Genomic DNA, 18,882 nt, shown 5'->3' on the forward strand with positions numbered 1-18,882 from the left:
GGGCATTAGCGTAAACCTCTATATTCTAACTGGATAGTTAAACGCGTGCATCGTTGAGGCCTCGCCGCGCATCGCACGTTCACATGTCGTGCGTGCTCGCGAAGGTCTCGCCTTCGCGTTCGAGCCACGAGCGAAACAGCACGACGAGATCGTCGCCTGCTTTTTTATCGGCGACATAGGTGCAGTAGCTTCGCGACGGCAAACGCGGACCATCGAACGGCGCGACGAGACGGCCTGCGGCGATATCGTCGGCGACGAGCGCGCTCGGCCCCATCGCAATGCCCATGCCATCGACGGCTGCCTGCAACGCCAGATAGAAGTGATCGAAGGTGAGCACCGCGGCGGGCGTGAGTTCCGGAATGCCCGCCCGTGCGAGCCACTCCGGCCAGATGCGCGGCAAGCTCGACGTATGCAGCAGCGTGTGCCGGCGCATGTCTTCGGGCGTCTGCAAAGGAATGCGTTTCAGCAGCGCCGGACTGCACACGGGCAAGCGCTCCTCTCTGAGAAAGGGCCGCATCGCGTAACCGTAGAACGTGTCCGGGCCGCCGCGAATCACGACGTCGTACGCGTCCTTCAGGCTTTCCACCGGCTCGTTCGATGTCTCTATCCGCACTTGGACATCGGGATGATGCACGCGGAATTTTTCGAGCCGCGGCACGAGCCAGCGCAACGTGAATGTCGCGAGCGCATTCACGGTAAGCGTGCGCGACACGGCCTCGGACAGGCCATAACGCGCCGTGGCCTGCGAAAGCCGATCGAAAAGCGGACCGATTTCCGCGAGATACGCGCGCGCCGCCGGCGTCAGGATGACGCGCCGGTTATGCCGCTCGAACAAGGGCGCGCCGAGCCACGCTTCCAGCAGGCGCACCTGCTGACTGATCGCGCCGTGCGTCACATGCAATTCGGCGGCCGCTTCCTTGAAGCTGCCGAGCCGCCCCGCAGCCTCGAAGGCGCGCAGCGCGTTGAGCGAAGGCAAAGTCGGCCTCATTCGAAATAGATTTTCTAACTCGACGACGCAATTTATATGGTTTGTGACCGGTCTACAAGATAGTTATTCTATGAATCATCCGTCACATAACCGACATAAAAACGCATGTTCACCTATACCGGCGGTGTCGTCCTCTTTGCAGCCGTGCTTCACGCGAGCTGGAACGCGATGCTTCATGGCAATCGCGACCGGTTCCTCTCGATGACGTGGATGAGCATCGCGATCGGCGTCGTGTCTACGTTCGTCGTCCTCTATCTGCCGATGCCCGCGCAGGCCGCGTGGCCGTATATCGTCGCGTCGGGGTTGGTGCATGTCGTCTATAACGTGAGTCTCGTGCGCTCGTATCGTCGCGGCGATCTCGCGCAGGCTTATCCGATCGCGCGCGGCTCGTCGCCGATGCTCGTCACGCTCGGCGCAGCGCTCTTCGCGCACGAAGCGATCGGCCCGCTGCACGCATTCGGCATCGTGCTGATTTCGGGCGGCATCATCGCGCTCGCGTTGCAGGGCGGCCGCGTGTCTCGGCCAGGCGCGATCGCCGCGTTGACGACCGGCGTCACCATCGCGATCTATACGGTGATCGACGGCATCGGCGTGCGTCTCTCCGGCGGCGAGGCCATCACCTACACCGCGTGGATGTTCATGTTCTACTGGTTCATGCCGGTGATCTTCGTCGCGAGACGCGGCCTTCCCGCGCTCTGGACGCCCGTGAAGCAAGCGCCGATGGCCGTGGCTTCGTCGCTCGCGGGCGGGCTCGTGTCGATCGCGGCCTACGGCATCGTGATCTGGGCGATGCAGTCCGGCGCGATGGGCGCGGTATCGGCGTTGCGCGAGACGAGCGTGGTGTTCGCGGCGCTCATCGGCCGTGTGTTTCTTCAGGAGCCGGTCAGCGCGAAACGCTGGCTCGCGTGCGTGGTCGTCGCGTGCGGGGCCGTGTGTCTCGGTTTGTGAGCCGGCCGCCTCCTTTCACCCGTAAGGCACATGCGGCGAACTGAGGCCCGCTCGTCCCTTTGATCGACGAATCGGGATTGCGCAAGGTTCGATAAATTGCTCATCGCGGCATTGGGCCCGATGGCGATATTCAGAGAAGAAAACCTTGCAACCCGTACACGAATGGCACACGGCGCCTTTGCCCGCCGACGAAGCGAAGCGGCTCCAGTTGTTGCGCAGTCTCGAGTTGCTCGACACGCCGCAGGAAGACGTCTTCGACCGTGTGACGCGCGTCGTCGCCGAATTGTTGCAGGTGCCGATCGCGCTGATATCGCTCGTCGATGAAGACCGGCAGTGGTTCAAGTCGCGCGTCGGACTCGACGTCTGCGAAACCGCGCGCGATGTGTCCTTCTGCACGCACGCTCTGCATTCCGAACGTCTGCTGCTCGTGGAAGATGCTCACGCCGATGCGCGCTTCGCCGGCAATCCGCTCGTCACGGGCGCGCCGCACGTTCGCTTTTACGCGGGCGTGCCGCTGCGCTCGTCCAAAGGTTTCGTGCTCGGCACGCTGTGCGCGATCGACACGAAGCCGCGCACGTTGAGCGCCAGCACGCAAGCCGCCTTGTGCGATCTCGCGGCCACCGTCGAGCGCGAAATCGTGCAGCGCGAAGCGGCACGCGAGACGCGGGAGATCCAGGAAGCCGACCGCCGCAAGCTGCGCCTGTCCGAGACGCGCTTTCACACGATCTTCGAGCAGACGCCGACGGGCAAGGCCATCGTCGATCTGGACGGACGCTTCATCGAAGTCAATCCGAAGCTGTGCGAGATCACCGGCTACAGCGCCGACGAACTCGTCACGATGACCTTCCAGCAGATCACCGAGAAAGCGGATCTCCGCGCCGATCTGCAACTGGTCGCCGAACTGCTCGACGGCACGAGCAAGACGTATACGCTGGAAAAACGCTATCGGCGCCGCGATGGCGAACTCGTGTGGGTCGAGCTGTCCGTCGCGCTGATCCGCGACGATTGCGGCCAGCCGCTGCACTTCGTGAGCGTGGCGCACGACATCACGAGCCGCAAATACAGCGAACAGGTGTTGCGCGATTATCGGCAGGAACTGGAGCGCCGCGTGCTCGAACGCACGCGTGAACTGACGAGCAGCCGCGTTGCATTGCAAACGATCACGGACAATCTGCCCGTGCTGATCGCCCATGTCGATGCGGACCTGTGCTATCGCTTCAACAATCAGGTGTATCGCGAGGTCTTCGGCGTCGATCCCGCTGCATTGCGTGGCAAGCGCGTGCGCGACACGATCGGCGCGGCGACCTTCGAGCGCTGTCTGCCCTACTTTCGCCGCGTGCTCGCGGGCGAACGCGTGACGCATGAGGATATCGTCTACGAAGGCGCACCGACCCGCATCTGGAATGCCACGTATATCCCCGAGTTTCAGCGCGATGCCGTCGCCGGCTTCTACATCATGTCGCAGGACATCACCGAGACCAAGCGACGCGAAAATCAGATGCGCTCCGAAGTCATGCTCGATGCGCTGACGGGCCTGCCGAACCGGCGCGCGCTCGCCGAGCAGCTCGCGCTTTCAGTCGATGCCGCCCGCGATGAAGCGGTGCCCTTCGCGCTCTTCTTCATGGACCTCGACGGCTTCAAGACCGTGAACGATCAGCACGGCCACGATGTTGGCGACGCGTTGTTGAAACAGGTCGCCACGCGTCTGAAGAAAACGACGCGCGCGGGCGATCTCGTGTGCCGCCTCGCCGGCGATGAATTCGTGCTGCTCGCGCGAGGCATCTCGTCATCGAGTGCGTGCAGCCGGATCGCGCAGGACATCTGCCGGGCGATCGGCCGGCCGTTCGAGCTGGGACGCGCCGAGGCGCATCTCGGCACGAGCGTGGGCATCGCAATGTGCGCGGGCGGCTCCGACACCTCTGCCGAAGCGATGCTCGGCGACGCCGATCGCGCGATGTACGAAGCCAAGCGCAAAGGGCGCAACGGCTTTCGCTTCGCATCCGTGCCGGCCGACGCCGCACCCGCGATCAACAACTATCTCGACGCCGATCGTCAAAGTGCCGTACACCCTTGATTTTTCACGATACGAAATGAAAGCCCGGTTCCCGAAAATTCACGCTGCATGGCAGCATGACGTGAGTTGCACATCGGAGAATGGGCTTTCTCATCATGAGAGCGCGCGTCTAGTCCATTGATTTGAATCAAACTTTATTTCGTGTGTGAGAGCACGCATCGCAACCGGCCGGAGTCGTTTCTTCGCTAACCTCTTATACAAGAGGTGCGTGTTCGCTGATGTGAACCGCCCGAAGGTTTCCAATCACGCTGGAGAAACGCGATGCAGAACGTTTATATCGAACCGATGCCCAAGGGCCAATGGGGGCCGATCGAGGGCTATGCGCTCGAATTCCCCGACGGCACGAGAATGACGCAGCAGAGTTTTCGCTCGGAGCGTCTTGCCGTCGATGAAATCAAGCTGCGCGGCTACGCGCCGATGGTCGCGAAGGTGCGCGTGACGGACAAGACCGTCGACGAGCATTGGCAACCCGTCGCATAAGCTTCATTCAGGCGCTTCGCATTCCACGCGAAGCGCCTTCTTGCCGGATGCTTTCTTGTTCGCGCGCGGCCAGTCACTGCCGCGCGAAATATCACCAAACGTCGACTCAGTCATGCGGGGCGCACGATTCGTCGGCGCTGAGCCGACATCAGCCCGAATTGCACATGCGCTTCGGCTATTAGGTCGTAAACCGGCGATCGTCACGATCAATACCCTCTTTCGATGGTTCCGCAAAGCCAAGCGGATCTGATCGCGGCGGGTTATTTCTCAGCACATACGATGATGCGCTCCGTTTAATTCTTTTTGCTCGGCCGCCAGCTGCCGTCCGCGGTCATGGCCGGCTTCACCGGCGGCGCAATGGCCGCGATCTTCTGAAAGTCCTTCGTGCCGGACTTCGTTCGAGAGGCCGGCTCGGTGCGCGTCTGCTGCTGGTTCGGCGCTTTTTTCGACGGGTGGCCCTTCGTCGCTTCGACGCATTTTCGATCGGACTTATGCGAGCATGCGGTGGCGGACTTCGACGTCGGTTTCGATACGTTCTTCGAAGCGGTTTTGGAAACGTCTTTGGAGATGCGCTTTGACGCCGTCTTGAGCGTGCGTTTTGTCGAGGGGGTTGGCTCTTTCTTTTCGACCGACCGTTCGGCGACGACGTTCTGACGCGTGCTGTCCGTGCTTGAGGCCGCGACAGGAATCACCGGCGACGGACGCTGGACTGAATGAGACGATCCTTCGGCGATGCGATCGGCGGAATCGAGATTGACGACCGTCGCCGGTGCTTTCGCCGCAGCCGTGCCGACGGTCCCGGCAACCGCACCCGCGACGGCCACAGGCAGCGACGCCGCGCGGGGTGTCGATCCGCGTTGCTCGACGTACGCGCGTGCGAGAAAACAGGCGATGAGCACGACAGTGCCCATCGCGACTGTAGCGAGTATCGAATGCGATGAGCGTTCCGTTTCGAGCACGGCCGTATTGCTGGACACGGCTGCGGGCAAGCGCGGTTCATAGATGCTCGGACGCGAGAACCAGCGTAAGCGCGGCGGTTCCTCGCGCGTCTGAAAATGACGCGTGACGCCGCGCGCCGCTTCGACTGCCCGCAGAGCGGTTCCCGCGCCCCGCGTGAGCACGGCCCCGTGCCGGTCCGCGCCGCAAAATGGGCACACGCTTTCTTCGACTGCTGAAAGGGTTTCACATCGGGGGCAGATGACGAAATAAAGCGACGAGCCATCGCCTCGCTGTTCCATTGTCACACTCCATCCGAATCTTTTCGGAAGGCCGATCGACAATCAGCGATCGTCCGGTCGCAAGTAATGCATACGAATTACCGTAGCATATCGGGGATTGTTGCGGAAGGACAAGCGGTCCCTTCTGAACGGGGAATTGTCTGGGGAATATGCGTTGTTTGCCGGTGCTCATTGGGATTCATGTCAAAGGGAGCCGGTTTTATGTTGGGTCGTCCGCGACTGCGAGAAAAGCGGCCGTTCTCGAAGCTGAACGGCCGGTGGTTGCATCGATAAACATGCAAAATCGCGATGTGTCGGTCACGATAGGGCGTTGCTTCAATGTGAGCCGACATGTGCGTGCCTGATTACCAAATACGGAGCAAGCAAGCACGGCAAGTTCACTGTGCGACGGGAGTCACTTGATTCCCGCCTAGGCATTCGTTCCGCCATCGACCGTTAGATTTGCTCCCGTGATATACGCCGCCTCGTCACTAAGTCAGGGACTGGATGCGAGGGACAAATCATGCGATTCGGGCTGCAGGCGCGTATAACGACATCGGCTTCAACTCATTCTTCCGGCGCGGCTGGCGGCGCTTCTATTTGAAATGGTATGACCGCCCCCATCCGTCCGCCGTCGCGCTGTGTCCGAACACGCTCTCCATCCTGCGAAACATTCCGACGGTAAAGGCCGCCATGTTCGCCACGCTGCCGCCCGACGGCGTGCTTACGCTGCACCGTGATCCATACGCAGGATCGCTGCGCTATCACCTGGGACTCGTGACGCCGAACGACGACAACTGCGCGATCATCGTCGACGGCGAGCGCTATTCTTGGCGCGACGGCGAAGAAGTCGTGTTCGACGAAACTGATCTGCACTGGGCCGAGAACAAGACGGACAAGGACCGCATCATCCTATTCTGCGACATCGAGCGACCGATGAAATACTGGTGGGCTCAGGCGTTCAACCACGCGGTAGGCGGCTTCCTGATGCGCGCGGCTACCTCGCCGAATGAGATGGGTGACCGTACCGGCGGTCTGAATCGCGTGTTCAAATATCTCTATTCGATCCGACTCGTTGGAAAGCGTCTTAAAGCGTGGAACCGGATCGTGTACTACATCGTGAAGTGGCTGCTGTTCGGCGGAATAGCGGTTGCGGTTTTCTGGCACTAGAGGCAGACGAAGGCAAGCGAGCCCAGACCGGCGGTGCCGTAACGCCGCCAACATCCCTGGATGGCGGGTGATGCAAGGCGAGCGGCCATTCAAAAGGCGCAACAGTTTTTCGAGTCCGCCTGCGCAATGCGTTGCCGGAGGCCGCCACAAACGCTCCCCGATGCCTCATTGATGCGGAATCGGCGCAAAGGCCTCAACGGCATGACCTGAATACAATGGACGACCCAGAATCGCTTTCCCTGACACTGTGCGACGGCACCCAAGTCTCTGCGCTCCTCCGAGCGCCGGAGGACGCGCGAGCCCTGTATGTCTTCGCGCACGGTGCCGGAGCGGGTATGCAGCACGCCGGCATGTCGTCATTGGCCGACGCGCTTGCGGCGGCCAAAGTCGCCACATTACGCTACCAGTTTCCGTACATGGAGCGGGGCTCCAAGCGGGTGGACTCGCCGGCCGTGGCACATGCTGCCGTGCGCGCGGCCGTCGCAGAGGCCCGCCGGCGGCTGCCAGCCCTACCGCTCTTCGCGGGCGGCAGGTCGTTCGGCGGCCGCATGACGTCCCAGGCCCAAGCCATCTCCCCGCTCGACGGCGTGCGTGGCCTCGCTTTCGTCGCGTTCCCGCTGCACCCGGCGGGCGCGCCCGGCGTGGAGCGGGCACAGCACCTGACGGACGTCACGGTGCCGCTTCTCTTCCTGCAGGGCACGCGCGACAAGCTGGCCGAGCTTCCCTTGCTGAGGTCGGTCGTCGAGACGCTGGGGCCGCGCGCCACGCTGCATGTGGTGGACGACGCAGATCATTCTTTCCACGTGCGCGCGTCCTCCGGCCGGACCGACGCGGAGGTCGTGCTCGAGCTGGCACGGACGATGTCGGCGTGGTTCTTCGCCGAGCGAGAGTTCGTGCGCGTGACCTGAGCAAGCGCAGGAATGCTTGTAGCAGAATCGGGACGGCGAGCCAGCGACGCCTGTCGCGTCGGCCACGTTTTTCCCAGGCCGAGTGAGTGAATTTGTCGGATCTGCATGCGGTGATCCGCCCCGGAAATCGCGGACAGCATTTGCTTTTGATTTGACCGAAACGCGTCCGGTGTCGACGCCGTTGCGAGTGACCGCTTAGGAATGCAGGCGGAACGAGACTGGGTCGAACGACGCGCATCGGCCGGTCGCCTGGCCGTTGCAGCCGTTCGACACTCGCTGGTAGACAGGCAGCCGCTGGGGTACGCGAATCGGTCGAATTCGTGATCGACCACGTCCTCACCGCGAGACCGCTCGACCCCGGGTGCCGCGAACAGGTCATCGAGGACAGCCTGAAGGCCGCACCGCAAGCGAAGGCTGCGTGGCCCGAGATCGCGATGCGCGAAGATATCGCCGAAGCGATCGCGTCTATCGACGTGCCGACCATCGTCATCTCAGGAGAGCGGGATCAGGTTGACCGGGTCGCGACGTTACAGGCTGAACTGTTGCCTCGCATTCCGCATGCGGCGATGTACGTGCTTGCCCGGAACGGGACACCTGTCGCCGCTTGAAGCGCCGGCCGAGGCGGCGCGGCTCATCGCCCGCTTCGTGGCAGCAATCGAGAGCTGACGCTCGCGGCTCAGGTGCCCTCAGGCAATGAGAGCCCGTGCTGGGTTTTGCAGACCTCCTTAGGCACGGGCTGGTCTACTGCGGCATCCCAGATCCCCATCGCGTCGTTCACGGCCTTCTCGATGACGGCATGGCGGACACGATCGCGGGCGAGCACGGACAACCCCTGAAAAAAGCAGTCGAGGGCGATGGACAGCGACGCCGGATCCGTGCTGCTGCGCAGCTCCCCACTCTCGATGCCCCGTGCTACGCAGGCGCGGAAGCCAGCGCGCGTGCGATTGCGCACCTCACGAAGCAACTGAGTGACGGCTTCGCTGCCGGTGGAACTGGCCCCGACAACGCCTAGCGCAACCATACAGCCTTTCGGGTGGCCGCTCTCGGTCTGCATCCTTGCCGACCGAAGCATCGCCAGAAACACGCCCTCCCGTGGCGGAAGCGACGTGTCATGGAGACTGCGCGTCACCTTGCCGTAAATCTCCATGTATCGTTCCAGCGCCTCCTTGTACAGCGCCTCTTTGGACTCGAAGGCCGCATAGAAGCTGGGCGCGGAGATGCCCCCGCCGATCGCGGCCTTCAACTGCGACAACGACGTCGATTCATAGCCATGTTCCCAGAACAGATGCATCGCCGAAATGATTGCCGCATCGCGGTCGAACGTGCGTGGCCGACCCCGCTGAACCATAACGTCTCCTTCAGTCGAAATATACATACTAGTCGATACACAATTTCGGAGCAAGCCGCGGCTTATAAGCTCCGCGCCTCGTCACGAGCCGTTCAACAAGACGGTTGACACGGCCTTTCACGTCCACGTATATTTGTATCACTCGGTATGTAATTCGGAGCAGCGCGGGGTCACCATATGAGCCCCGCATTTTTTTAGCCATTAATGTACCGATTGGTACTTAATAAGCCAATGCACAAAGAACTTGAAGCACGTCTTGACGCCATCGAAAGCCGCTTCGCCATCGATGCGCTGATCGCGAACTACGCCGAAGCGTTCGACAGCATGAACATCGAGCTGCTGGCCACTCTATGGCATCCCGAATCGCGACTGCTCCTGGGCGCGAACGGCAACTCCGACGGCCTGGAGGCCATCCTCGCGCAAGCACGCATCAACATGAAGCGCATGCCCCACATGCATCATTGGATGGCAAACGCCCTGATCACGGTGGACGGCGACAACGGGCACGGCCTGGTCGCGGCGGACTGTCTTTTCTACGACGTCGATCAGGGCACGCTCCAAGTGAGCGGCCAGTACCGCGACATCTATCAGCGACGCGAGGGCCGATGGGCATTCCTGGAGCGCGCCTTCACCATGCACTACGCAACGCCGCTCCAGAACTGGCACCCCATCACGGGAACTGAACGCTTCGGCCGTCCGGCCTGACCCGGTCCGCGGCCTCTGAGACTTATGCATATGACAACCTCTTCCACGCGTCGATGGTCGGCGTTCGCGGTGTTGCTGGTGGGCGCATTTCTCCCTCCGCTGGACTTCTTTATCGTGAACGTCGCCCTCCCGTCCATTCAAAGCACCCTCCACACAAGCGCTGCAGAGCTGCAACTCGTCATCTCCGGATACGCCGCTGCCTACGCGGTCTTCCTTATCACGGGAGGACGGCTAGGCGACCTCTTTGGGCGGCGGACGGTCTTCCTCGTCGGCCTCACGGGCTTCGGACTGACATCGGTGATTTGCGGCCTCGCATCATCGCCCGCCATGTTGATCTTCGGGCGTGTGCTGCAGGGTCTGAGCGCCGCCGCCATGGCGCCGCAAGGACTGGCTTCCATTCACGCCCTGTTCACGGAGAAGGAGCGCGCGCGCGCGTTAGGCCTCTATGGCGCCGCAGTGGGACTGGCCGCAGTAGCCGCGCAGGCGCTCGGGGGTGCGTTGATCTCCGCGGACTTCTTTCACCTGGAGTGGCGCGTCATCTTTCTCATCAACTCGCCTGTCGTCGCCGCCGTCCTGATCTTCGGGCTGCCATTGCTACCCGACGTCCGCGGTGACAGTCCGGCGCTTGTAGACCGGATCGGGGTGCTGCTTTGCGCGCTCACGCTGGGCTTGCTCATCGTGCCTCTGGTCGAAGGGCGGGAGCTGGAGTGGCCGTGGTGGGCCTGCGCAATGCTGGTCGCGTGTCCCTTCGCTGGCGCAGGCTTCTGCCGATATGAGATGGCCTACGCCCGCCGAGGCGGCGTGCCCCTGATCAGCGTGGAGCTAATCCGAAGGCCTGGCCTGATGAGCGGGCTTACGGGCGTCCTCTTTTTCTACGTCGTCTCTGCTTTCTTCCTGACGTTCTCCGTTTATCTCCAGGCGGCACTTGGCATGAGCCCTTTCGAGACAGGGCTGATTTTTCTCCCGTTCGGGGTCGGCGCCTTCATCGGGCCGCTGACGACGCCGCTGGCCATCCGCCTCTTCGGCGACCGCGTCCCCGCCGTCGGCATGATGCTCGAGGTCGCCGGCTGCATCCTCCTCGCCGCGCTCGTAGCCGGCGCGCCCGGACAGATGCCGGCCCAGTTTCCGCTGATCGGGGCGGTAGCGCTCCTGGGATTCGGTCAGGGCTGGGCGCTGCCGACGCTGGTGCGCTCGGTTATCAATCGCGCACCGGCGACCGGTTCGGGGATGATCGCTGGCATCACGAATTCGGCGTTGCAAATCAGCGCGGCACTGGGTGTCGCGGTCATCGGCGGCGTATTCTTCAGTGTCGCAGGGACGTCAACGGATCCGATGACTTTGGCTAGGGCGCTAGTCGTCGCAATGATGTGCGTCGGTGGGAGTCTGACCGTTTCCGCCGTTCTGTCTATTGTCGCTTCAAGATCGAGCGTTCATGCCGCTGCAACCGCCGCGCCTCGTTGAGTCCGGCCCGCCATCACTCTATTGGCTTGCGTCGAATTCATGGACAGACCAACGCCTCGGCGGCAGTGCACGCTTGCGACCCGTACCGCAAGTTAGGCGCGGACGGACACGCGCAGTTCGCCTGTTTTAGCGGATTCGACTTCACGAGCGTTGTCACTCTCGATTCCTAATCTTTTTACGCACCTTCCAGCGCGAGCGATGCCGAGTTCTGGACGGCGGTGTTGTTCAGTATTACGGATGGGCGCGCCGCCGCGACATCGGTATCCGATGCGAATCCGAGGCAACGTTGGTGAAATCGCGATGTGCTTCTGGATAACCTTGCCCTAGGCGGCCGGCCAGCCATCGGCGGTATCGACGCGTGCTGATGAGCGCAAAGCCGCAATTGTAAGCGCGTAGATGAGGGTGTCGTTTTGACCGGAATGCCGACCCAGCCGAACGGATAGGGCTTATCGCGTGGTCTGCAACGCCATGCCGCGCTCGGTCAAACTTCTGAGTTCGTCGAGTAGACGCGCCGATGGACGTGGCAGTATCCCGTTGCGGCGCTGAAACGCCGTCAGCGTTCTGGCCGCGCGAATGCCCGGAATAGGCAGAGTCCCCATGATCCCTGCCTTGCTTTCAGAGTCGTACATCGGTTCCGGCATCCAGCTCAGAAACGAACATTCGGCTACCAGACTTTTGAGCACTGTAACCGACCGCGTACGGACAGCAATATCCGGCATGTCGAGGTTGCGAGAGAGGAACGTCTCCCGCATGTGTTCATAAGGGGCTGTACCTTTGGGCGGGATGGCCCACCGTGCAGTCAACGTGTCGGCAAGCGCGAGCTTGGGTCTCTTGCGCAATGGATGGCTGAATGCTGCTACCACAAAGCTGTTGTCCTCCCATCGGCAGTCAGGCACAGCTACGATCTCGTCGCTGTCGTTGGTAGCCGTACTCAGGGCGAGGTCGATTTCGTAATTGATGAGCCCCTCAGCAAGGCGGTCCCACACGCCCTCAATGATTTCGACGTGCAAGTTGCCCCACTTTCCTAAGACGCGATCGATGGCCATAGGAAGGAAGTGGGCGGCGAGACTGCCGACTGCTCCGACCTTGATCGTACCTCTGGCGAGTCCGCGCATCGCGTCGATCTCTTCGCGGGCATTTTCTGCCTCGCGCAATAGAAGCTGAGCATGCGGCAGCAAGGCGGCGCCAATATCCGTCAACTGCATGCCTTTCACATGCCGCTCGAAGAGCGACGCGCCCACATCCTCCTCCAGGCGCTTGATTGTTCGACTGAGTGCTGGCTGAGTCACATTGAGCAATGCCGCAGCCCTTCCGAGACTACCGGACGACACGATGGTCGTTAAAGCATGCAATTGATGGAGGTTGTAGCTCATGAGTTTTACCCTGGATCAGCTCGATGCCGGCACGCGTCGGAGCGCCGAATGCGCTTGGATGCAGCTCGGGGTGTTCCCTAAGGAGACGGACACACGGGGTCGGCCACCGAGGCGAAAAGGAGCATCCCAAAACCCCTTAGAAACAGCGACTTACCTAAACGCATGACCGTTGCCGCAGAGTTCAACCCTTAACCCGAAGGTAAATGGTTTGGTGCAAAAAAGCAATATTCAAGCAAGTCTCAGAATTTCATACTCGCTTTACCGACGAGCAGAAACGCTCTTGAACCAAAAAGGAATTGCAATGAAAGGCAGCGACAAACGAGGCGAAGAAAGCAGTCTGTCGACACAAGCCACCGTGAGGGATGTCGTCATCAAGCTTGTGCGCGAACTGGGAATGACGTCGATCTTTGCTAACCCTGGATCGACAGAGCTTCCAATGTTCCGGGACTTCCCCGACGACTTTCGATACATCTTGGGCTTACAGGAAGCGGCAGTTGTCGGGATGGCCGATGGCTATGCGCAAGCGACTGGAAACGCGGCGTTAGTGAACCTCCATTCTGCGGCCGGCGTCGGCAACGCGATGGGCAACATCTTCACGGCATTCAAAAATCAGACGCCGCTTGTTATTACGGCGGGTCAACAAGCCCGTTCGATCTTGCCCTTCGACCCGTTCCTTTCCGCCGCACAGGCAGTCGAGTTGCCCAAGCCATACGTGAAGTGGGCGATTGAACCCGCGCGCGCGCAAGACGTGCCGCGCGCGCTAGAGCGCGCGTATCACATTGCAATGCAGGAGCCACGTGGGCCTGTTTTCGTTTCGATCCCCGTGGATGACTGGGACCAGCCTGCGGAGTTTCATGAGCGCGCGACTGTCAGCAACTCGGTCCGTCCCGACCCGGAGGCATTGGCGAAGCTCGGTGCAGCGCTGGACGCATCGAGAACGCCTGCTCTCGTGGTGGGTGCGGGAGTCGACCGGGCCGGCGCATGGAAGGAAGTTGTTCAACTGGCCGAGAGACATAACGCACGCGTGTTTGTCGCGCCGATGAGCGCCCGTTGTTCGTTCCCCGAGGACCACCGGCTTTTCGCGGGATTTCTACCCGCGATGCGTGAAAAGATCGTCTCGCTGCTCGATGGGCATGACGTTATTTTTGTCCTTGGCGCGCCTGCTTTTTCGTATCACGTCGAAGGTACAGGCCCGCACGTGCCTCCAGGCGCGGCGCTTTACCAACTCATCGATGACCCCAATGTCGCTGCGTGGACGCCCGTGGGGGCCGCGGTGGTCGGCAACGTCCGCCTTGGCGTGCGCGACTTGCTGGCGCGTGCGGCACCGGACAGTCGTCCTTTGCCTGAGCCTCGGCCGAGGCCACCCCGTGCTGAGCCGTCGCCCGTGATGTCGGTCGCCTTTGCGCTCCAAACCCTGGCCGAAGTTCGCGACGCGAATGACGTCGTCGTTGAAGAGGCACCGAGTTCCCGTCCCGTCATGCAACGGTATCTGCCATTCACAAAGAGCAATACGTTTTTCACGATGGCTAGCGGCGGCTTGGGGTACGGCATGCCTGCAGCGGTTGGTGTTGCGCTCGCTCTTCCGAACCGCAGAGTGGTCGGACTGATTGGAGACGGTTCGAGCATGTACTCCATCCAGGCGATCTATAGCGCCGTGCAAATGCGTCTGCCGATTACGTTTGTCATTTTGAACAACCGGCGCTATGCCGCACTTCAGGAGTTTGCGCCGGTGTTTGGATTCGCTTCGGACGACCCGGTTCAGGGCACGGATCTTCCCGGTCTGGATTTCGTGTCGCTTGCCCAAGGCATGGGTTGTAACGGTGTCCGTGTCACGGACGCCGCGGAGCTTGCAGAGAAGTTGAAGGAAGCCCTCGAGGCGGGCGAGCCGCGTCTTGTCGAGGTCGTGGTGGCCTGAAGACCTACAGCAGAAAGAGAAACATACGGCGGAGACTATGAAGACAATTTCGATGCTCATCAACGGAGCGCATGTCGGCGCAAGTAATGGCGCGACATTCCAGCGCTCTAACCCTTTGGATCGGGACGTGGCAAGCGTGGCCCCTGCATGTACGCTCGACGACGTTCGTGACGCAGTGGATTCAGCTGCGGCCGCGTTCGCTCAATGGTCTCAGCTGGGCCCGACGCAACGTCGCTCTTATCTCCTTGGCGCCGCGCAAGCGCTCGAAGCAAGGGCGAATGCGTTTGCTTCCGCGATGGCGGCCGAAACGGGCGCTTCGCGCATCTGGGCTGACTTCAACGTGCGGTTGGCCGCTGATGGCCTGCGTGACGCAGCGTCACTGACCACGCAGATTTCAGGCGAAATCATTCCGTCCGACGTACCCGGCAGCCTGGCCATGGCGGTTCGGCAACCGGCAGGCGTATGCCTCGGGATTGCGCCATGGAATGCGCCTGTCATCCTTGGAGTCCGTGCGGTTGCCCTTCCACTCGCCTGCGGTAACACGGTGGTACTGAAGGGCTCGGAAATCTGCCCGGCGACGCACGCGCTCATTGCGGACGCCTTCATGGATGCAGGGTTGCCTGCAGGCGTCGTCAACTTCGTGACCAACGCGCCTGCCGATGCAGGTCCGGTTGTCGAGGCGCTGATTTCGCATCCGGCTATCCGACGTGTCAATTTCACGGGCTCAACAAAGGTCGGAAGAATCATCGCAGAAAGCTGCGCACGGCATCTCAAGCCGTCCGTTCTCGAATTAGGCGGAAAGGCTCCGCTGATCGTGCTCGACGACGCCGACATAGCGGCAGCGATCGATGCTGCGGCTTTCGGTGCCTTCGCCAATTCAGGACAAATCTGCATGTCCACCGAGCGCATCATCGTGGATCGCGCGATCGCCGATGAGTTTGTCCTGCAACTTGGTGACAAGGCTAAAGCGCTGCCGCTCGGCGACCCGCGAAAGGGGCCGGCCGTCCTGGGCTCCGTTGTCGATATGGCGACGGTTCAACGCTGCAACGCCTTGATTGATGACGCCTTGCTCAAAGGCGCGACCTTGGTCTGCGGAGGACGAGCAGACAGCACGCTTATGCCTGCAACGCTCGTCGACAACGTCGGGCCGAACATGCGGATCTACAACGAAGAAACGTTTGGCCCTGTCAAGGCAATCGTACGCGTTGACGGCGAAGAAGAAGCGATCCGATGCGCTAACGATAACGAATACGGTCTTGCTGCGGCCGTGTTCAGTCGCGATGTCGCGCGCGCGATGCGGGTAGCCAGGCGCATCCAATCTGGAATTTGCCATGTCAACGGACCGACCGTCCACGACGAAGCGCAGATGCCCTTTGGAGGCGTCAAGGGTAGTGGCTTTGGCCACTTCGGCGGACAGGCAGGCATTGCCGCTTTTACTGACTTGCGCTGGGTCACAGTGCAAACGTCGCCGCGACACTATCCGTTTTGAATTTCACCCGGGTCAGCCTTGCAGCTTACACAGCAACCTTAGGTTAGACCGCAGCCGCGGTCGATATGTCAATTATGGAAATAGCCGTACTCGGTGCAGGAGCGATGGGATCGTTGTTCGGCGGTCGCCTCGCGGAAGCCGGTCATTCAGTAACGCTGATCGACATCAATCAACCGCATCTCGACGCTATCGATGCGAACGGCCTCCGCTTGGAGATAGATGGCGATACTCGAGCCATCAAAAACATCGCCGCGATGCAACCCGGGGCTGCGGATAAGTCGCCTCACGTGCTGTTGGTCTTCACGAAGTCGATGCATACCCGCGCGGCCCTGTCGGGCATCGAGCATCTGCTCGGCGAGACCACCGCCGTACTCACGCTGCAGAACGGACTTGGAAACGTCGAAGCGATTCGAGACTTCGTGCCGCTCTCAAACGTGCTTGTTGGCGTTACCACGTGGCCGGCGGACCTCGTCGGGCCTGGTTCGGTGAGCAGTCACGGCGAAGGGACAATTCGGATGATGAGTGCCGACGGTGAACGCACTCCCAAAGTCAATGCCGTCGCCGAGGCTCTCAATTCCGCCGGACTGAATTGTCAGATCGACGACAACGTCTGGGCGGCTATCTGGGAAAAGGTGGCATTCAATGCTGCGCTCAACAGCATCTGTGCGGTCACTGGAACGACGGTGGACCAGCTTGGACTGCTGGAGGACAGCAAGAGCCTGGCGCTGGCCGTTGCCGCCGAGGTCGTCTCAGTGGCGAATGCCAGCGGCGTTTCCGCGGATCTGAACGTGTGCTCGGCAAACATCGTTCACGCGATCGAACAGCACAAGGGGCACAAGCCGTCGATGCTGCAAGACGTTCTAGCCCGGCGAAAGACAGAGATCGAAGGCATCAACGGCGCAGTCGTCGAAGTGGCCCGCAAACTTAACGTTTCTGTTCCGCACACCGAGACGTTGGCGAAACTCGTCAAGCTTATCGACGCGCGAAACGCACCAGCCGTTGCGAAGTAGATTGCCGCGGGCACTCCGACACAGAACAACAAACGTCCGCGTTCATGCATCAAAAGACGCGTCGATCGACTCGGCGCTGCGTACCTAGGAGACATCGCCATGAAGATATGTTTTGCCATGCTCCCGCGCGACGTCGCGGACCCTGTTGCAATCGACAGACCGTCGAACGTGTGCGCGGAGGTGGAGCAATGAATTCGCAGACCTTCAGCGCTTCGAAGACTGCTGACATTGGCAGTCTTCTCGACGACGGACCCTTTACGCTCATTCAGAAGTTCGTCGTCTGTCTGGCCGCACTGTCCATCATCATGGACGGCTTCGATGGCCAACTCATCGGTTACGCCATTCCCACCATCATCAAAGAGTGGGGCATAACACGCAATGCGTTCGCGCCGGCCGTGGCGGCAGGTCTGGTTGGCATGGGCGTCGGAAGCGCTTGCGCTGGCTTGTTCGCCGACAGATTCGGCCGGCGCTGGGCGCTCATCGGTAGCGTCGTGGTGTTCGGCGCTGCAACCTGCGCCATCGGGCTTGCCCAAGACATACCGATGATTGCCGCGCTTCGGTTTATCGCGGGCCTAGGCATCGGCGGAGCGCTTCCGAGTGCCACGACGATGACCGCAGAGTTCACCCCGGCACGCCGCCGCACGCTTGCCGTCACCTCTACCATCGTTTGCGTGCCGCTCGGGGGCATGCTTGCCGGGTTCTTCGCCGGTGCCGTCTTGCCGACCTTCGGGTGGCGTGGCTTGTTTTTCATCGGTGGCACGATCCCCTTGGCCCTTGGCATTCTGCTGTTTTTCTTGTTTCCGGAGTCTCCCCGCTTTCTCGCTCGCAAAGAACAGCGCTGGACCGAGCTGCGCGCGCTCCTCGCGAAAATGTCGCGGCCGACTGGTGCACAGACGATTTTCGTTGACGCCGCCGAGCAAAGGCTCGAGCAACGCGACGGCTTCGGATCGCTTTTTGAGCCGGGTCAGCGACGCAACAGCATTGCTATCTGGGGCGCGTTCTTCATGTGCCTGCTCGCGGTCTATGCCGCCTTTAGCTGGCTGCCGACCATGCTCGCATCGGAAGGCCTTCCCGTGGCACTCGCGGGTTCGGGCCTGACCGCATACAACCTGGGCGGCGTCTTTGGAGCCCTCATCTGCGCGTTGGCCATCACGCGTTTTGGTTCGCGTTGGCCGCTCCTGGTCTGCTGTGCAGGAGGATGTGCGAGCGCCTTTTTCCTACGAGGCGTTGACGTGGCAAGTCACGCGAGTCTTTTGGTTATCGGTCTGGGCGTCCACGGTCTCTTTGTGAACGCAGTTCAGTCGACGATGTACGCCTTGTGTGCGTATGTCTATCCGACCCGCGTGAGAGCAACCGGCCTCGCTTCGGCGCTCGCGTTTGGACGACTCGGCGCGATTCTCAGCGCATTCGCTGGCGCTGTCGTCATCACAGTGGGCGGAGCGTCGCTTTATCTCGCGATGCTCGGAGTCGCCATGCTGTTGGTACTGATTTCGCTGTCGGCAGTCAAAAACCATATCCCGGCGCTGCGTCAGAAGCGCCTGGTCACTCAGGTCGTCACTGAGTAAGGCGGGAACGGCGACCGGGATGGGCGGCCCTTTCTAGCCGCGCGTACCGGTCGCAATTCCCGCGGCGTCAGGACGGCGCGATCACGATCTGATTCTCGCAATAAGTCGATGTGCTGCTACCGATCAAACTGCGGTTGGTCTTCGGCTCGGGTCGGTGCTCGACGGTCCGTGAGGAGCGGTAAATGAGCTTGCTTTCTTTCCCTCCTTTCCAGTTCAGTCACGCGAGACGCA

General features: G+C 61.3%; 15 protein-coding genes and 1 pseudogene. 12 read left to right on the forward strand and 4 right to left on the reverse strand.

The annotated features are described in order from the left end of the window. Nucleotides 1–79: 79 nt before the first annotated feature. The gene (gene gcvA / locus AWB76_RS28050; RefSeq protein ID WP_061163395.1) at nt 80–988 is read right to left on the reverse strand and encodes a transcriptional regulator GcvA; all 909 of its coding nucleotides are present in this window, start codon (nt 986–988) and stop codon (nt 80–82) included. Between the two features lie 105 nt (nt 989–1,093). Here gcvA and AWB76_RS28055 point away from each other — a divergent pair, with 105 nt between their 5' ends. The 3 genes from AWB76_RS28055 to AWB76_RS28065 all read left to right on the forward strand — a co-directional run bounded on the left by AWB76_RS28055 (nt 1,094) and on the right by AWB76_RS28065 (nt 4,490). Further along, nucleotides 1,094–1,936, forward strand: a complete 843-nt coding sequence (locus AWB76_RS28055) for an EamA family transporter (protein WP_061163396.1) — start codon at nt 1,094–1,096, stop codon at nt 1,934–1,936. 145 nt (nt 1,937–2,081) lie between these two features. Next, nucleotides 2,082–4,010 (forward strand): bifunctional diguanylate cyclase/phosphodiesterase, encoded by a 1,929-nt coding sequence (locus tag AWB76_RS28060; RefSeq protein WP_061163397.1) that lies wholly within the window; start codon nt 2,082–2,084, stop codon nt 4,008–4,010. A 261-nt stretch (nt 4,011–4,271) separates the two neighbouring features. After that, nucleotides 4,272–4,490: a hypothetical protein gene (locus AWB76_RS28065; protein WP_061163398.1), complete on the forward strand. Its 219-nt coding sequence runs from the start codon at nt 4,272–4,274 to the stop codon at nt 4,488–4,490. A 293-nt stretch (nt 4,491–4,783) separates the two neighbouring features. Here AWB76_RS28065 and AWB76_RS28070 read toward each other — a convergent pair whose 3' ends face one another. Continuing rightward, entirely contained in the window at nt 4,784–5,728 is a 945-nt protein-coding gene (locus AWB76_RS28070; protein ID WP_157696234.1) for a hypothetical protein, read from the reverse strand. A 507-nt stretch (nt 5,729–6,235) separates the two neighbouring features. Here AWB76_RS28070 and AWB76_RS28075 point away from each other — a divergent pair. The 3 genes and pseudogenes from AWB76_RS28075 to AWB76_RS28085 form a co-directional block, all read left to right on the forward strand. Beyond that, nucleotides 6,236–6,877, forward strand: a pseudogene (locus AWB76_RS28075) (aspartyl/asparaginyl beta-hydroxylase domain-containing protein); the annotation flags it as partial. A gap of 215 nt (nt 6,878–7,092) precedes the next feature. After that, nucleotides 7,093–7,785, forward strand: coding sequence for an alpha/beta hydrolase family protein (locus AWB76_RS28080; RefSeq protein ID WP_061163400.1), 693 nt, complete (start codon nt 7,093–7,095; stop codon nt 7,783–7,785). A 320-nt stretch (nt 7,786–8,105) separates the two neighbouring features. Continuing rightward, nucleotides 8,106–8,393 (forward strand): alpha/beta fold hydrolase, encoded by a 288-nt coding sequence (locus tag AWB76_RS28085; RefSeq protein WP_244173478.1) that lies wholly within the window; start codon nt 8,106–8,108, stop codon nt 8,391–8,393. Nucleotides 8,394–8,461: 68 nt separating this feature from the next. On the opposite strand, the gene AWB76_RS28090 is transcribed toward AWB76_RS28085, so the two are convergent. Further along, the gene (locus AWB76_RS28090; RefSeq protein ID WP_061163401.1) at nt 8,462–9,133 is read right to left on the reverse strand and encodes a TetR/AcrR family transcriptional regulator; all 672 of its coding nucleotides are present in this window, start codon (nt 9,131–9,133) and stop codon (nt 8,462–8,464) included. 231 nt (nt 9,134–9,364) lie between these two features. On the opposite strand from AWB76_RS28090, the gene AWB76_RS28095 reads away from it, so the two are divergent. Together AWB76_RS28095 and AWB76_RS28100 are read left to right on the forward strand one after the other, a co-directional pair. Beyond that, a complete protein-coding gene (locus AWB76_RS28095; protein ID WP_061163402.1) occupies nt 9,365–9,838 on the forward strand; it encodes a nuclear transport factor 2 family protein in 474 nt (157 codons plus the stop codon). A gap of 24 nt (nt 9,839–9,862) precedes the next feature. Beyond that, entirely contained in the window at nt 9,863–11,299 is a 1,437-nt protein-coding gene (locus tag AWB76_RS28100) for an MFS transporter (protein WP_061163403.1), read from the forward strand. 446 nt (nt 11,300–11,745) lie between these two features. Here the strand turns inward: AWB76_RS28100 and AWB76_RS28105 are convergent, their stop codons facing one another. After that, a complete protein-coding gene (locus AWB76_RS28105; protein WP_061163404.1) occupies nt 11,746–12,672 on the reverse strand; it encodes a LysR family transcriptional regulator in 927 nt (308 codons plus the stop codon). Nucleotides 12,673–12,973: 301 nt separating this feature from the next. Between AWB76_RS28105 and mdlC the strand changes: the two genes are divergently transcribed. The 4 genes from mdlC to AWB76_RS28125 all read left to right on the forward strand — a co-directional run bounded on the left by mdlC (nt 12,974) and on the right by AWB76_RS28125 (nt 18,651). Beyond that, the gene (gene mdlC, locus AWB76_RS28110; protein WP_061163405.1) at nt 12,974–14,587 is read left to right on the forward strand and encodes a benzoylformate decarboxylase; all 1,614 of its coding nucleotides are present in this window, start codon (nt 12,974–12,976) and stop codon (nt 14,585–14,587) included. Nucleotides 14,588–14,624: 37 nt separating this feature from the next. Next, entirely contained in the window at nt 14,625–16,076 is a 1,452-nt protein-coding gene (locus tag AWB76_RS28115; RefSeq protein WP_061163449.1) for an aldehyde dehydrogenase, read from the forward strand. 74 nt (nt 16,077–16,150) lie between these two features. Beyond that, nucleotides 16,151–17,086 (forward strand): ketopantoate reductase family protein, encoded by a 936-nt coding sequence (locus AWB76_RS28120; RefSeq protein WP_279616462.1) that lies wholly within the window; start codon nt 16,151–16,153, stop codon nt 17,084–17,086. A 188-nt stretch (nt 17,087–17,274) separates the two neighbouring features. Then, nucleotides 17,275–18,651 carry an MFS transporter gene (locus tag AWB76_RS28125; protein ID WP_061163407.1) on the forward strand — a complete coding sequence of 459 codons (1,377 nt, stop codon included), beginning with the start codon at nt 17,275–17,277 and terminating at the stop codon, nt 18,649–18,651. The last annotated feature ends 231 nt before the right edge of the window (nt 18,652–18,882 follow it).

This window comes from Caballeronia temeraria (assembly GCF_001544795.2).
GTDB lineage: Bacteria > Pseudomonadota > Gammaproteobacteria > Burkholderiales > Burkholderiaceae > Caballeronia > Caballeronia temeraria.

What these genes read in the sequence shown, in the direction of transcription:
- AWB76_RS28105 (WP_061163404.1), bottom strand. Translation starts at nt 12,672, where the DNA reads ATGAGCTACAACCTCCATCAATTGCATGCTTTAACGACCATCGTGTCG.
- AWB76_RS28120 (WP_279616462.1), top strand. Translation starts at nt 16,151, where the DNA reads ATGGAAATAGCCGTACTCGGTGCAGGAGCGATGGGATCGTTGTTCGGC.
- AWB76_RS28080 (WP_061163400.1), top strand. Translation starts at nt 7,093, where the DNA reads ATGGACGACCCAGAATCGCTTTCCCTGACACTGTGCGACGGCACCCAA.
- AWB76_RS28070 (WP_157696234.1), bottom strand. Translation starts at nt 5,728, where the DNA reads ATGGAACAGCGAGGCGATGGCTCGTCGCTTTATTTCGTCATCTGCCCC.
- AWB76_RS28115 (WP_061163449.1), top strand. Translation starts at nt 14,625, where the DNA reads ATGAAGACAATTTCGATGCTCATCAACGGAGCGCATGTCGGCGCAAGT.
- mdlC (WP_061163405.1), top strand. Translation starts at nt 12,974, where the DNA reads ATGAAAGGCAGCGACAAACGAGGCGAAGAAAGCAGTCTGTCGACACAA.
- AWB76_RS28055 (WP_061163396.1), top strand. Translation starts at nt 1,094, where the DNA reads ATGTTCACCTATACCGGCGGTGTCGTCCTCTTTGCAGCCGTGCTTCAC.
- AWB76_RS28065 (WP_061163398.1), top strand. Translation starts at nt 4,272, where the DNA reads ATGCAGAACGTTTATATCGAACCGATGCCCAAGGGCCAATGGGGGCCG.
- AWB76_RS28090 (WP_061163401.1), bottom strand. Translation starts at nt 9,133, where the DNA reads ATGGTTCAGCGGGGTCGGCCACGCACGTTCGACCGCGATGCGGCAATC.
- AWB76_RS28125 (WP_061163407.1), top strand. Translation starts at nt 17,275, where the DNA reads ATGAATTCGCAGACCTTCAGCGCTTCGAAGACTGCTGACATTGGCAGT.
- gcvA (WP_061163395.1), bottom strand. Translation starts at nt 988, where the DNA reads ATGAGGCCGACTTTGCCTTCGCTCAACGCGCTGCGCGCCTTCGAGGCT.
- AWB76_RS28095 (WP_061163402.1), top strand. Translation starts at nt 9,365, where the DNA reads ATGCACAAAGAACTTGAAGCACGTCTTGACGCCATCGAAAGCCGCTTC.
- AWB76_RS28100 (WP_061163403.1), top strand. Translation starts at nt 9,863, where the DNA reads ATGCATATGACAACCTCTTCCACGCGTCGATGGTCGGCGTTCGCGGTG.